12 protein-coding genes are annotated in these 13,421 nt (G+C 65.2%); 9 read left to right on the forward strand and 3 right to left on the reverse strand.

Annotated elements, in window-relative coordinates; genetic code table 11:
- Window positions 1-69: 69 nt before the first annotated feature.
- Complete coding sequence (gene msrP / locus AC56K1_RS14660; protein WP_497158538.1) at window positions 70-1,041, forward strand: protein-methionine-sulfoxide reductase catalytic subunit MsrP; 972 nt, start codon at window positions 70-72, stop codon at window positions 1,039-1,041.
- 3 nt (window positions 1,042-1,044) lie between these two features.
- Window positions 1,045-1,668 carry a protein-methionine-sulfoxide reductase heme-binding subunit MsrQ gene (msrQ, locus tag AC56K1_RS14665; RefSeq protein WP_497158539.1) on the forward strand — a complete coding sequence of 208 codons (624 nt, stop codon included), beginning with the start codon at window positions 1,045-1,047 and terminating at the stop codon, window positions 1,666-1,668.
- 40 nt (window positions 1,669-1,708) lie between these two features.
- Here the strand turns inward: msrQ and lysA are convergent, their stop codons facing one another.
- Window positions 1,709-2,986, reverse strand: coding sequence for a diaminopimelate decarboxylase (gene lysA / locus AC56K1_RS14670; protein ID WP_497158540.1), 1,278 nt, complete (start codon window positions 2,984-2,986; stop codon window positions 1,709-1,711).
- 8 nt (window positions 2,987-2,994) lie between these two features.
- Complete coding sequence (gene lptM / locus AC56K1_RS14675; RefSeq protein ID WP_497158575.1) at window positions 2,995-3,126, reverse strand: LPS translocon maturation chaperone LptM; 132 nt, start codon at window positions 3,124-3,126, stop codon at window positions 2,995-2,997.
- A 77-nt stretch (window positions 3,127-3,203) separates the two neighbouring features.
- On the opposite strand from lptM, the gene cyaY reads away from it, so the two are divergent.
- On the forward strand, window positions 3,204-3,533 hold the full coding sequence (gene cyaY, locus AC56K1_RS14680; protein WP_497158541.1) for an iron donor protein CyaY: 330 nt from the start codon (window positions 3,204-3,206) through the stop codon (window positions 3,531-3,533).
- 62 nt (window positions 3,534-3,595) lie between these two features.
- On the opposite strand, the gene AC56K1_RS14685 is transcribed toward cyaY, so the two are convergent.
- Window positions 3,596-5,929 carry a penicillin-binding protein 1A gene (locus AC56K1_RS14685; RefSeq protein ID WP_497158542.1) on the reverse strand — a complete coding sequence of 778 codons (2,334 nt, stop codon included), beginning with the start codon at window positions 5,927-5,929 and terminating at the stop codon, window positions 3,596-3,598.
- Window positions 5,930-6,282: 353 nt separating this feature from the next.
- On the opposite strand from AC56K1_RS14685, the gene AC56K1_RS14690 reads away from it, so the two are divergent.
- From AC56K1_RS14690 to AC56K1_RS14715, 6 genes are read left to right on the forward strand one after another with little or no spacing between them, the layout of a single operon-like run.
- The gene (locus tag AC56K1_RS14690; RefSeq protein ID WP_497158543.1) at window positions 6,283-7,347 is read left to right on the forward strand and encodes a pilus assembly protein PilM; all 1,065 of its coding nucleotides are present in this window, start codon (window positions 6,283-6,285) and stop codon (window positions 7,345-7,347) included.
- Window positions 7,347-7,985 (forward strand): PilN domain-containing protein, encoded by a 639-nt coding sequence (locus tag AC56K1_RS14695; protein ID WP_497158544.1) that lies wholly within the window; start codon window positions 7,347-7,349, stop codon window positions 7,983-7,985. Before AC56K1_RS14690 ends, AC56K1_RS14695 begins: the two co-directional genes overlap by 1 nt.
- Complete coding sequence (locus tag AC56K1_RS14700) at window positions 7,982-8,683, forward strand: type IV pilus inner membrane component PilO (RefSeq protein ID WP_497158545.1); 702 nt, start codon at window positions 7,982-7,984, stop codon at window positions 8,681-8,683. Before AC56K1_RS14695 ends, AC56K1_RS14700 begins: the two co-directional genes overlap by 4 nt.
- On the forward strand, window positions 8,680-9,222 hold the full coding sequence (locus tag AC56K1_RS14705) for a pilus assembly protein PilP (RefSeq protein ID WP_497158546.1): 543 nt from the start codon (window positions 8,680-8,682) through the stop codon (window positions 9,220-9,222). Before AC56K1_RS14700 ends, AC56K1_RS14705 begins: the two co-directional genes overlap by 4 nt.
- The gene (locus tag AC56K1_RS14710; protein WP_497158547.1) at window positions 9,219-11,390 is read left to right on the forward strand and encodes a type IV pilus secretin PilQ; all 2,172 of its coding nucleotides are present in this window, start codon (window positions 9,219-9,221) and stop codon (window positions 11,388-11,390) included. The genes AC56K1_RS14705 and AC56K1_RS14710 overlap by 4 nt, the downstream gene beginning before the upstream one ends.
- A 43-nt stretch (window positions 11,391-11,433) precedes the next feature.
- Window positions 11,434-13,377: an Ig-like domain-containing protein gene (locus AC56K1_RS14715; protein ID WP_497158548.1), complete on the forward strand. Its 1,944-nt coding sequence runs from the start codon at window positions 11,434-11,436 to the stop codon at window positions 13,375-13,377.
- Window positions 13,378-13,421: the final 44 nt, after the last annotated feature.

The following is a 13,421-nucleotide window of genomic DNA, read 5'->3' on the forward strand; positions in this document are numbered from 1 at the left end:
AGTGGGCCGCCTAACGCAGGCTTAAGGGAAACTGGTGTAAGGTAAACCTCCATTGCTTGCGAGGTCGCCATGCTCATCAAACCCAGCCAGGACAAGCTCGTCCTCCCATCGGAGATCACGCCGCGCGAGGTCTACGAAGACCGCCGCCGCTTCATCGCCCGCATGGCGGCCACGGCCGCCGTCGGTAGCGGGCTCTGGGAGATGGCCAACCGCGAAGCCTTTGCCCAGGCGGCCGGCCAGCGCCTGGCCGCCACCGCCAACGCCGCCTTCTCCACGCAGGAAAAGCAGACCTCGTTCAAGGACGCCAGCTCGTACAACAACTTCTACGAGTTCGGCACCGACAAGGGCGACCCCGTCGAGAACGCGCATACCCTGAAAACCCGCCCCTGGACGGTGACGATCGAGGGCGAGGTGAAGAAGCCCATCACGCTCGACATCGACCGCATCCTGAAACTGGCCCCGCTCGAGGAACGCGTCTACCGCCTGCGCTGCGTCGAGGGCTGGTCGATGGTGATCCCCTGGGTCGGCTATTCCTTGTCCAACCTGCTCAAGCAGGTCGAGCCGCTAGGCTCCGCCAAGTACGTCGAATTCACCACCCTGGCCGATCCCCGCCAGATGCCGGGCCTGCGCACCTCGGTGCTCGACTGGCCTTATGTCGAGGGCCTGCGCATGGACGAGGCCATGCATCCGCTCGCGCTGCTGGGAGTAGGCATGTACGGCCAGGTGCTGCCGAACCAGAACGGCGCGCCGGTGCGGCTGGTCGTGCCGTGGAAGTACGGTTTCAAGTCGGCCAAGTCGATCGTCAAGATCCGCTTGCTCAGCCGCCAGCCGCGCACCGCCTGGAACGATTCGGCGCCAAACGAATACGGTTTCTACTCCAACGTGAACCCGACCGTGGACCACCCGCGCTGGTCGCAGGCCACCGAGCGCCGCATCGGCGAGGACGGCTTCTTCCAGAAGAAGCGCAAGACCCTGATGTTCAACGGCTACGACCAGGTGGCCTCGCTCTACACCGGCATGAACCTGAAAAAATTCTTCTGACCGATGGCGTTCAATCCGTCCACCAAACAGATCGGTTTCATCAAGGCGGCGCTGTTCGTGCTGGCGCTGCTGCCTTTCCTGCGCATGGCATATCTGGTGGCGCAGGGCGTGCCGGTCGAGCCGCTCGAATTCCTCACGCGCGGCACCGGCGACTGGACGCTTTACTTCCTCTGCATCACGCTTACCGTGACGCCGCTGCGCCGCTTCACCGGGTGGAACTGGGTAATCAAGCTGCGCCGCATGTTTGGGCTGTTCGCCTTCTTCTACGCGCTGCTGCACTTCACCTGCTTCCTGTGGTTCGACCATTTCTTCGATGTCGCGGAGATGCTCAAGGACGTGGTCAAACGGCCTTTCATCACGGTCGGCTTCATCGCCTTCGTGCTCCTGATACCGCTGGCGGCGACCAGCACCAATGCCATGATTCGCCGCCTGGGCGGCAAGCGCTGGCAGCAGCTGCACCGGCTGATTTATGTGATCGCGCCGCTGGGCATCCTGCATTTCTGGTGGATGAAGGCGGGGAAGAACGATTTCCAGGAGCCGATCATTTTTGGGGTGATCGTGGCGGTGCTGCTGGGATTGCGGGTGTACTGGAGTTTTGCGAAGAAATCGCAGGCCGCACGCGCATGAAAAACCCGCCGGCGGCGGGTTTTCTTTTGGCAAATGACGCTTATTTCAGCATCGATTCCAGCGCAAACAGCTCGGCCGGATTCTCGCGCTGGCGGATCAGGTGGACCTGGTCGCCATCGACAATGACTTCGGCCGCGCGCCCGCGCGTGTTGTAGTTCGAGGCCATGGTCATGCCGTAGGCACCGGCGGTCATGATCGCCAGCAGGTCGCCCGGCTCGATGGCGAGCGCGCGCTCGCGTGCCAGCCAGTCGCCGGATTCGCAGATCGGGCCCACCACGTCATAGATCAGCTGCGCGCCATCGCGCGGCACCACCGGTTGCACGCCCATCCAGGCCTGGTACAGGGTCGGGCGCATCAGGTCGTTCATGGCCGCATCGACAATCGCAAAATTCTTTTCCGCGCCCGGTTTCAGGAATTCGATCCGGGTCAGCAGCACGCCGGTATTGGCCACGATCGAGCGGCCCGGCTCGAAGATCACCTTGATCGGCTGACCGCCATGCTTCTCGGCGCGCCAGCCATCGATGCGCGCGAACAGGCGGGCCAGGTAGGTCCCGACCGGCACCGGCGGCTTGTCGCCCTCCGCGCCATAGTCGACACCGAGGCCGCCACCGATGTCCAGGTGGTGCAAATGAATGCCTTCGCTGCCCAGCGTGTCGATCAGCTCGATCAGCTTGTCGAGCGCTTCCAGCAGCGGCGCGTCGTCCAGCAGCTGCGAGCCGATATGGCAATCGATGCCGACCACGTCCAGGTTCGGCAGCGCAGCCGCGGCGCGGTAGGTGTCCAGCGCATCATCGAAAGCGACGCCGAACTTGTTGGCCTTCAGGCCGGTGGCGATATACGGGTGGGTCTTGGCGTCGACGTTCGGGTTCACGCGCAGCGAGACCGGCGCGCGCTTGCCCATGCTGCCCGCGACGTCGTTCAGGCGGTGCAGCTCGGGAATCGACTCCACGTTGAAGCACAGGATGTTCTTTTCCAGCGCCAGCTTCATCTCGTCGACGGTCTTGCCGATGCCCGAGAAGATGGTCTTGCCCGGGTCGCCACCGGCGGCGATCACGCGCAGCAGTTCGCCGCCCGAGACGATGTCGAAGCCCGCGCCTTCGCGCGCCAGCAGGTCGAGGATGGCCAGGTTCGAGTTGGCCTTCATCGCGTAGCACACCAGCGCGTCGCGGCCGCGGCAGGCATCGAAATACGCGCCGAAGTTTTCCAGCAGCGCGGTCTTCGAATAGACATAGGTCGGGGTGCCGAATTGTTCGGCGATGGCGGGCAGGGCGGCGCCGTCGGCGTGCAGCACGCCGTTCTGGTACGAGAAATGCGACATCAATGGCTTTATTTGGTCGGTGCCGGGACGGAGGCGTTGTTGGATGGGACGGGTTGGGCAGGCTGCGCGGCAGGTTTTGCGGGCGGGTTCGGCAGGTAGAGCGGGCCGGTCTGGCCACAGCCGGCGAGGGCGGCCAGCATGGCTGCGCCGCAAAGAAGTGCGATCGAGGACTTCACGATTAGAATGGGGGTTTGATTAGCAGACTTTGGAGTGTAGCATGACCGAATCCGAATTTTTGGCGCTGGCCAAAAGCACCCTGGACCGCATCGAGGAATGCCTCGACCGCCTCAACGACGAGGACGTGGTGGACGTCGAGTGCAAGCGCAGCGGCAACGTGCTCGAACTCGAATTCCTGCGCAACGGTTCGAAGATCATCATCAACAGCCAGGCCCCGCTGCAGGAAATGTGGCTGGCGGCGCGTTCGGGCGGCTACCACTACAAGCGCGTGGGCGAGGAATGGCGTAACACCCGCGACGATACCGAGCTGTTTGCCTCGCTGTCGCAATGTGTGACCGAGCAGGGCGGGGCGCCGGTGGCGTTGGGCTGATTCCTGCCCTCCAAACAAAATGGCGGCCTTTCGGCCGCCATTTTTTTACAACTGTCAAAAAATCAGAACAGTTCGTTCCTCACCGCGTCGCGCGCCTTCTGCTCGGCCGGCACCGGTGGGGCGCCGACATCGAGCGACTGCACCCCGGTGCCAGGCGGGTTCTCGGCGTAGTAGTACTCGCCATTGGCCTGGACGAGCCCTGGCGGCAGCTCGCGCTCGACATTGTCCTCGCCCTTGAGCGCCTTGCCCATGTAGCCGATCCAGATCGGCAGGGCCAGGCCGCCGCCGGTTTCGCGGTTGCCCAGGTTCTTCGGCTGGTCGTAGCCGATCCAGGCGATGCCCACCAGTTTCGGGTTGTAGCCGGCGAACCAGGCGTCGATCGAATCGTTGGTGGTGCCGGTCTTGCCGGCCAGGTCGTTGCGCTTGAGCGACAGCGCCTTGGTGGCGGTGCCGTGGCGGACTACGTCGCGCAGCATGCTGTCGACCAGGAAGGCGTTGCGCGCATCGATCACGCGGTTCGCTTCCAGGCCGGCGCGCTCGGGCCGGGCTTCGGACAGCACCTTGCCGGCGCTGTCGGTCACCTTCGAGATGATGTAGGGGCTGACGCGGTAGCCGCCGTTGGCGAACACCGCGTAGGCGCCGGCCATCTGCAGCGGCGTGGTCGAACCCGCGCCTAGCGCGAGGGTCAGGTAGGCCGGGTTGCGGTCCGGGTCGAAGCCGAAGCGGGTCGCGAATTCCTGGCCGTAGCGGGCGCCGATCTTGTTCAGGATGCGGATCGAGACCATGTTCTTCGACTGCGTCAGGCCGCGCCGCATCGTCATCGGACCTTCGTACTTGTTGTCGTAGTTCTTGGGCTCCCAGGCCTGGCCGCCGGTCTGGCCGGCATCAAAACTGATCGGCGCGTCGTTGATGACGGTGGCCGGCGACAGCCCACGCTCGAGCGAGGCCGAATAGATGAAGGGCTTGAACGAGGAACCCGGCTGGCGCCAGGCTTGCGTGACGTGGTTGAACTTGTTGCGGTTGAAGTCGAAGCCGCCTACCAAGGCCCGGATCGCGCCGTCGTCGGTATTGGCCGCAACGAAGGCCGATTCGACTTCCGGCATCTGGGTGATGATCCATTGCGACTCGTCGTCCTGCATCACGCGGATCACGGCGCCGCGGCGCAGGCGGCGGTTCGGCGCGGCCTTCTCCGACAGCCAGGACTTGGCAAACGACAGGCCTGCACCGTTCATCTTGATGGTCTCGCCCGAGGCGATGGTGGCGGTCACCTGGCTGGGCGAGGCGGCAAGCACGATGGCGGCCACGATGTTGTCGCTGTCCGGATGCTCGGCCAGCTCGGCCTCGATGGCTTCGTCGGCCTCGCTCTTCTCGCCCGGGATCTCGATGTACGACTCCGGGCCGCGGTACGGATGGCGGCGCTCGTATTCCATCACGCCGCGGCGTACCGCCAGGTAGGCCGCGTCCTGGTCGGCCTTGGTGATGGTGGTGAACACGTTCAGGCCGCGGGTATAGGTGTCTTCCTTGAACTGCTCGTACACCAGCTGGCGCGCCATCTCGGCCACGTACTCGGCGTGCACGCCGAAGGCCGTGCTGTCCGACTTGATCTTCAGCGGCTCGGTCCTGGCCTGGTTGAACTGGGCGTCGGTGATGTAGCCGAGCGAATGCATGCGCTGCAGGATGTACTGCTGGCGGGTCTTGGCGCGGGTAGGGTTGACGACTGGATTGTAAGCAGATGGGGCCTTTGGCAGGCCGGCCAGCATCGCGGCTTCGGCCACGCTGATGTCGCGCAGGTCCTTGCCGAAATAGATCTGGGCGGCCGACTGGAAGCCGAAGGCGCGCTGGCCCAGGTAGATCTGGTTCATGTAGAGCTCGAGGATCTGGTCTTTGCTCAGGTTTTTCTCGATCTTCCAGGCCAGCAGCGCCTCGTAAGCCTTGCGCTTGAAGGTCTGCTCCGAGGACAGGAAGAAGTTGCGCGCCACCTGCTGGGTGATGGTCGAGGCGCCCTGGCGCGCGCCGCCGGTCGCGTTCTTGAACACCGCGCGCAGGATGCCCAGGTAATCGACGCCGCTGTGCTCGTAGAAGCGGTCGTCCTCGATCGACAGCACCGCCTTCTTCATGACGTCCGGGATGTCCTTGAAACGCACCAGGGTGCGGCGCTCTTCGCCGAACTCGCCGATCAGGACGTTATCCGCAGTAAAGATCCGCAGCGGCATCTTGGGGCGGTAGTCGGTGATGGTGTCGAGCGCCGGCAGGTTCGGGTAGGCCATGGCGAGCGCGAACACGAGCACCAGCACGCCGATGGCGGCCAGGCCGCTGAGGGCGGCCAGCGCGATCAGCACCAGGCGCTTCGGGTTGTATTTCGATGGCGAAGAAGGTGACGCTTGTTTCTCTTTCATGCTCGCTTTCGCAGGTTTGGTTCACTTCATTAAGCGCCTCATTATAAGGCAGCCATTTCACCTACCCAAGGAATTGAGCTCAACAGGACGGCCTTAACAATATCAAGCAGGAAACGGTCGTGGCAGCGGTGATAACACCCTTCGCCCTAGTGTGGCGCGCGCGCCCCGGATTGCTATGTTCCCACATAGAAATATCTTGTCTGGGGGCATCCTTATTGCTACGATCTCAGGCACTGCCTCATATATGTGCATTAACTCTGTGATTTTTTGCAGGTTATTAGAAACAAAATCCCGCGTGCGGGCATTCAACATCAAATCCCGTGTCAAGCGGGAGGGCACCAGGGAGTCCGCTCGTGATCAATCTAGCTTCCTTGTTTGGAAAGTCCAGCCCGCCGTTGGCCGGGCTCGACATCAGCACCTCGGGCGTGCGCCTGGTGGAGCTGGCCGACGCCGGCAAGGGCGAATTGCGCCTCGAGCGCTTTGCCGCCGAACCGCTGCCGCGTGGCGCGGTCGTCGACGGCAATATCGAAAACATCGAGCAGGTCGCCGACGCCGTGCGCCGCGTCTGGACCAGGAGCGGCACTCGCGCCAAGCACGTCGCCCTCGGCATGCCGCCGGCCTCGGTCATCACCAAGAAAATCATCCTTCCGGCCGGCATGTCGGAAGACCAGTTAGAGGTGCAGGTCGAATCCGAAGCCAGCCAGTACATCCCCTTCGCGCTGGACGAAGTCAGCCTCGACTTCGACGTGATCGGCCAGGTCCCGGCGTCCAGCGAGGACATGGAAGTCATGCTGGCCGCCGCGCGCCGCGAGAAGGTCGAGGACCGCGTGGCGATCGCCGAAGCGGCCGGCCTGACCGCCACCGTGATGGACATCGAATCGTATGCGGCGCGCGCCGCGCTGGCGCGGGTCGCCGGCGGCAAGCCGGACCAGATCATCGCGCTGTTCCAGATCGGCGCCCACTCCACCCACGTGTCGGTGCTGCAGAACGGCGAGACCATCTACGAGCGCGAGCAGCCTTTCGGCGGCAACCAGCTGACCCAGGACATCGTGCGCGCCTACGGCATGGCCTTCGAGGAAGCGGAAAGCCGCAAGACGGCCGGCGACCTGCCCGAGAACTACCGCGCCGAGCTGCTGGGCCCCTTCATGGAAAGCGCCGCGCTGGAAATCACCCGCGCAATCCAGTTCTTCTTCACCTCGACTCCCTACACCCGGATCGACGCGCTCTACCTGGCCGGCGGCTGCGCCGCGCTGCCGGGATTGCTGGAACTGATCGGCAACCGCACCCGGATCCCGAGCAGCATCGTGGCGCCGTTCGCGGGCATGTCGCACGGTCCGCAAGTGCGCGAACAGCAGCTGCGCCAGGAAGGCGCCGCCTACCTGGTCGCCTGCGGCCTTGCCATGCGGAGGTTTGGCTGATGATCCGGATTAACCTGTTACCCCACCGCGAAGCCAAGCGCAAGCAGAAGCAGAAAGCGTTCGTCGCGCTGCTGGCCCTGGGCGGCATCGCCGGCGCCGTCGTGGTGCTGCTGGTGGGCGGCTACAACGCCAGCCGCATCGCCACCCAGAACCAGCGCAACCTGGTGCTCAAGACCGCCAGCGCGGAGCTGGACAAGAAGATCGGCGAAATCAACACGCTCAAGGAAGAAATCGAGGCCCTCAAGGCGCGCCAGCAGGCGGTCGAGGACCTGCAGGGCGACCGCAACCAGCCGGTCTACCTGCTCGACGAACTGGTGCGCCAGACCCCGGAAGGCGTCTACCTGAAGTCGTTCAAGCAGGAGGGCCAGAAGGTGACGCTCACCGGCTACGCCCAGTCGCAGGAGCGCGTCGCCGAACTGCTGCGCAACGTCTCCGGCCCCTCGCCCTGGCTCGAGCGCCCCAACCTGACCGAGGTGAAGGTCGCCCCGCTGGCGCAGAGCAAGAGTGGCCGCAAGGTCGTCGAGTTCAGCATGGACGTGGCGATCAAGCGTCCGCGCGAACAGGTGCAGGACGACGGCGCCAGGCCGGGCGCCAAGGTTGCCGGCAACGCTGCCGGCGCCGGAACGGACACACCATGAATATCGATCTCAAAGACCTCGGCGCCCGCCTTGCGGCGCAGTTCCAGGACCTGCAGGGGCGCCCGCCCGGCCAGTGGCCGCTGGCCCCGCGCCTGCTGTGCGCAACCGGCGTGATGGCCGCCGTCGTCGGTCTCGGTTATTTCTTCTACTGGGATGGCCAGTTCGAGAAGCAGAAGAAGGGCGCCAAGGAAGAAACCAAGCTGCGCGCCGAATACAAGACCAAGATGGCCCAGGCCATCAACCTCGCGGCGCTGCAGGCGCAGAAGGTGCAGGTCGACCAGTACGTCGAGCGCCTCGAAAAGCAGCTGCCGAACCGGTCGCAGATGGCGGACCTGCTGTCCGACATCAACCAGGCCGGTGTCGGCCGCGGCCTGCAGTTCGAGCTGTTCAAGCCGGGCCAGGAAGTGGTGCGCGACTACTATGCCGAGCTGCCGATCAACATCAAGGTAAGCGGCAAGTACAACGACGTCGGCGCGTTTGCCTCCGACATGGCCAACCTGCCGCGCATCGTCACGCTCAACAACATGGCGCTGACGTCGAAGGACGGCGCGTTGCAGCTGGAGGCGGTGGCCAAGACCTTCCGCTACCTGGACCCGGAAGAGATCGAGGCGCAGAACAAGGCGCGCGGCGACAAGAAGGGCAAAGGCAAGGGTAAAGGCAAGGACAAGGCCAAGCCGGCAAAAGGAGCGAAGAAATGATGCGCCTGCGATTAGCCGGCGCCCTGTGCGCCGCGGCATTGCTGGCCGGTTGCGGCGACGGCGACGTCAAGGAAGTGCGCGACTGGATGAAGAAGGTCGAGCGCGAAACCGTGCCGGCCGTGAAGCCCCTGCCGGAACCGAAGCAGTTCGTCCCCTACGCCTATAATCCGGGCGCCGCGGTCGAGCCCTTCAGCCAGGACAAGCTGCTCGGCGAGATGGCGCGCGTGGCGCAGGCGTCCGGCAGCCCGATGCAGCCGAATCTCAACCGTCCACGCGAGCCGCTCGAGAGCTACCCGCTCGACACGATGCGGATGGTGGGCACGCTGCAAAAAGGCGGCGCGAACTACGCGCTGGTACAGATCGACGCCCTGATCCACCAGGTCAGGGTCGGCCGGCGCATCGGCCAGAATCACGGGTTGGTCACGCGCGTTTCCGACAGCGCGATCGACATCAGGGAAGTTGTGCAGGACGCCACCGGTGACTGGGTCGAACGCAAGGCGACGATCGAGTTAGCGGAAAGCAAGGAGACCGGGAAATGAGCCCAAATACCACCATTCGCATCACCGCGCCGCTCTGGCTGGCGCGCTCTTGCGCCGCCATGTTGCTGGCGCTCGGCGCCGGCGCGGCCGCCGCGCAGGGCAATGCGATCGAGTCGATCACGGCCAACCAGCAGGGCGCCAACGTGGTCCTGAACATCGCCATGCGCGAGGCCCCAGGCAAGGCGCCGATCGGCTTCTCGATCACCAACCCGGCCCGCATCGCCCTCGATTTCGGCGCCACCGCGAACGCCACCGGCAAGTCGTCCCAGGACATCAACCTGGGCGATGTGCGCGGCCTGAACCTGGTACAGGCCGGCGAGCGTACCCGCATGGTGCTGAACCTGGCGCGTCCCCTGAACTACGCCGCCGCGATCGACGGCAAGTCGGTGATCGTCACCGTCGAAGGCTCGGGCGGCGTGGCCCAGGCCGTGAATGCTTCCGGTTTGCCGGTCGCCGCGCCCGCTACCGCCCCGGCCGGTAAACAACTGCTGCGCGACCTCGACTTCCGCCGCGGCGCCAATGGCGAAGGCCGGGTCGTGGTCGACCTGCCGCATGGCCAGGTCGGCGTCGACGTGCGCCAGGTCGGCAACCAGATCCTGGTCGACTTCATGAAGACCGGCCTGCCGGAAACCCTGCGCCGCCGCCTCGACGTAACCGATTTCGGCACCCCGGTGTCGCGCATCACGACCGCCGTGCAGGGCCAGAACGTGCGCATGACCATCGACGCGCAAGGCGTGTGGGAACAATCGGTCTACCAGAGCGACACCCAGCTGGTGGTGGACGTGCGCCCGATCAAGGAAGACCCGAACAAGCTCGCCCAGGGCAGCACCGGCTACCGCGGCGAGAAGCTCTCGTTTAACTTCCAGAACGTGGAAGTGCGCGCCGCGCTGCAGGCGATCGCCGACATCTCGGGCCTGAACATCATCACCAGCGATTCCGTGACCGGCAACCTGACCCTGCGCCTGCGCGACGTGCCGTGGGACCAGGCACTGGACGTGGTCCTGCAGGCCAAGGGCCTGGACATGCGCAAGAACGGCAACGTGCTGTGGATCGCACCGCGCGAAGAACTGCTGACCAAGGAAAAGCTCGAGCTCGAGCAGCGCGCCCAGATCGCCGACCTCGAGCCGCTGCGCTCCGAGATCTTCCAGCTGAACTACCAGAAGGTCGACTCCTTCCGCACCGTGTTCGGCCTGGACTCCGCCGGCGGGGCATCCGCAGAAAGCAAGAACCGCGTGCTGTCCAAGCGCGGCAGCGCCGTCATCGACCCGCGCACCAACCAGCTGTTCGTCACCGACGTGGCTTCCAAGATCGAAGACATCCGTAAACTCATCCTGAAGACCGACGTCGCCTCCAAGCAGGTGTTAATCGAAGCGCGCCTGGTGGAAGCCAACGACGGCTTCTCGCGCACCCTCGGCGCCAAGCTGGGCTTCTCGGACATGCGCGGCATCCGCGGCGGCGACGCCGGCTGGTCTGTCGGCGGCAACGAGCGCCTGGCCATCGCCGGCAACCTGACCGGGGTCGGCCAGGTGACCAACCAGGTCGCCAACAGCGCCGACAGCTACAACAACATGAGCCTGGTGAACCTGCCGGCCGCGGCGATCGGCGGCATCGCGCCGTCCTCGCTGGCCTTCAGCCTGTTCTCCTCGGCCGCCAACCGCTTCCTGAACCTGGAACTGTCGGCGCTGGAAGCGGACGGCAAGGGCAAGATCATCTCGAGCCCGCGCGTGGTCACCGAAGACAAGCAGCTCGCCGTGATCGAGCAGGGTATCGAACTGCCTTACCAGGTCGCCACCAGCAGCGGCGCGACCTCGATCACCTTCAAGAAGGCCAACCTGCGCCTGGAAGTGACGCCGCAGATCACCCCGGACGGCAACGTCGTGCTGGAAGTGGACGTCAACAAGGACTCGAAGGGCGAGGAAACCCGCGCGGGCTTTGCCATCAACACCCAGCACGTCAAGACCAAGGTGATGGTCGAGAACGGCGGCACGGTGGTCCTGGGCGGCATCTACCAGCAGACCGAACGCAACAACGAGACCAAGGTGCCGCTGCTGGGCGACGTGCCGGTGCTCGGCTACCTGTTCAAGACCCGCGGCCGCGAAAGCGCCAAGACCGAACTGCTGGTGTTCATCACGCCGAAGATCGTGACTGACGCAGCCGCCGCGCGCTGAGCCGGCATCCTTACCCGATCAACGAACAATAAAAAATCCTGACATGACAACCCTGCAATCGATTTACCTCAAGGGCGGCGCCGCGCTGGTGCTGGCCGCAATGCTGGCTGCCTGCGGCGGCGGCGGCGGCAATCCCGGCACCAATACCGGTGGCAGCACCGGCACCGGCGGCACCGGGGGCACCGTCACCCCGGCGGCGCCGACGGTCGGCGTGAGCTTCGTCAACGGCAGCGGCCAGGCCAGCAACACGCTCACCGGCGCCGCGCCGCTGACGGTGCGCGCCCTGGTGCGCAACGCCGCCGGCCAGCCGCTGCCGAACGTGCTGGTGTCGTTTGCCACCGATCCGGCGCTGGCGGTGTTCTCGCCGACCGCCGGCACCAGCCTGAGCGACGCCAGCGGCGTGGCCAGCGTGATGATGCGTACGGCCAGCCTGGCTGCGGGCGGGGCCGGCAAGGTGACGGCGACTACTTCCATCAGCGCCGCCACCATCACCGGCGAAGCCAATTATTCGGTCGGCGCCACCGCGCTGACCTTCAGCGCCCTGCGCCTGGCGCCGGCCAGCATCGCGGCTTATGGCTCGAGCGAGATCTCGCTCGACGTGCTGGCCAACGGCGCCCCCTACACAGGGCAGGTGCCGGTGAAATTCAGTTCGGCCTGCGCCACGGCCGGCAAGGCCACGCTGGCCGATACCGCCACCACCAACAACGGCACTGCGAAAGTGGTCTACCGCGACCAGGGTTGCGGCAACAGCGACGTCATCACGGCTTCGGCCACCGGCGTGGCCACGCCGGCTTCGGCGACCCTGCAGATCGCCCCGCCGGCCGCGGCGTCGGTGCAGTTTGTTTCCGCGCTGCCGAACGATAAATCGATCGTGATCCAGGGCCAGGGCGGCATCAACCGCACCGAAACCGCGACCCTGCGCTTCCGCGTGTTCGACATCTTCGACCGTCCGCTGGTGGGCCAGCGCGTCGACTTCAGCGTGTCCCCGGCGGACGCCGTGACCCTGAACAAGACCACCGACACCACCGACCAGAACGGCGAAGTCATCACCACGGTCAACTCGCGCAGCTTCCCGACCACCTTCCGCGTCCAGGCGACGCTGCCGCAAACCGCAACCGCGACCCGCCCGAACATCTCGACCACCTCGGACTCGATCGTCGTGACCACCGGCCTGCCGGTGCAGCGTTCGGTCTCGCTGAGCGTGACCAGGGCAAACCTCGAAGGCTGGAGCTACGATAGCGGCCCAACCACGCCGGCGGCGATGTTCAATATCCTGCTGGCCGACCAGTTCGGCAATCCGGTCGCCGACGGCACGCCCGTGGTCTTCCAGACCAACATGGGCGCGATCGGTTCGTCGAACAAAGGCGGCTGCAATACGCTCAACGGCGGCTGCTCGGTCGATTTCCGCACCCAGAACCCGCGCAATCCGCTGCCGAACGTCCCGGCCACCCCCTGCAATACCGGCCCGGGCTCGACGCCTGACGCGACGCGCCCGGGTGTGGCCACGATCTGCGCCAGCACGACCGACGGCGTGGTCACGCAGTTCGCGAAATCGGCGGTGTTCTTCAGCGGCGGCTTTGCGGACAATGTCTTCCTCAACGGTACCAAGCTGTCGAAAATCACCGCCACCGACATCGGACCGGTACCGGCGGACAATCCGCTGGTGTTTCTCCTGGAGCTCAACGACCTGAACCTGAACCCGCTTCCGGCCGGCTCCACGGTGGCAGTCACCGGCATCGCCAACGGCACCGTGGTGGGCGTCGTTCCGGCGGTCGTGCCCAACATTTTCCCGCACGATGCCAATAAGGACGACCCGACCGGCAACGTCATCAGCGGCAACCAGGGCTCGACCCACCGCTTCACGATCACCAGCGTCGGCGCCAAGCCATGCACGGCCGGCAGCGTGGCGACCTTCGACGTCACGGTGACCACCCCGCGCGGCAACGTCAGCTCGTATCCCTTCCGCGTCACCTTCAGCTGCCCATGATGGCCTGAGCCATCGATGGATTGACGCAAAGAGAGGCGGCCAGT

The organism is Telluria sp. ZB4P37, assembly GCF_059685855.1.

Excerpts from the sequence above, each read along its gene's own strand:
- msrP (WP_497158538.1), top strand. The coding sequence starts at position 70 with ATGCTCATCAAACCCAGCCAGGACAAGCTCGTCCTCCCATCGGAGATC.
- msrQ (WP_497158539.1), top strand. The coding sequence starts at position 1,045 with ATGGCGTTCAATCCGTCCACCAAACAGATCGGTTTCATCAAGGCGGCG.
- lysA (WP_497158540.1), bottom strand. The coding sequence starts at position 2,986 with ATGTCGCATTTCTCGTACCAGAACGGCGTGCTGCACGCCGACGGCGCC.
- lptM (WP_497158575.1), bottom strand. The coding sequence starts at position 3,126 with ATGCTGGCCGCCCTCGCCGGCTGTGGCCAGACCGGCCCGCTCTACCTG.
- cyaY (WP_497158541.1), top strand. The coding sequence starts at position 3,204 with ATGACCGAATCCGAATTTTTGGCGCTGGCCAAAAGCACCCTGGACCGC.
- AC56K1_RS14685 (WP_497158542.1), bottom strand. The coding sequence starts at position 5,929 with ATGAAAGAGAAACAAGCGTCACCTTCTTCGCCATCGAAATACAACCCG.
- AC56K1_RS14695 (WP_497158544.1), top strand. The coding sequence starts at position 7,347 with ATGATCCGGATTAACCTGTTACCCCACCGCGAAGCCAAGCGCAAGCAG.
- AC56K1_RS14700 (WP_497158545.1), top strand. The coding sequence starts at position 7,982 with ATGAATATCGATCTCAAAGACCTCGGCGCCCGCCTTGCGGCGCAGTTC.
- AC56K1_RS14705 (WP_497158546.1), top strand. The coding sequence starts at position 8,680 with ATGATGCGCCTGCGATTAGCCGGCGCCCTGTGCGCCGCGGCATTGCTG.
- AC56K1_RS14710 (WP_497158547.1), top strand. The coding sequence starts at position 9,219 with ATGAGCCCAAATACCACCATTCGCATCACCGCGCCGCTCTGGCTGGCG.
- AC56K1_RS14715 (WP_497158548.1), top strand. The coding sequence starts at position 11,434 with ATGACAACCCTGCAATCGATTTACCTCAAGGGCGGCGCCGCGCTGGTG.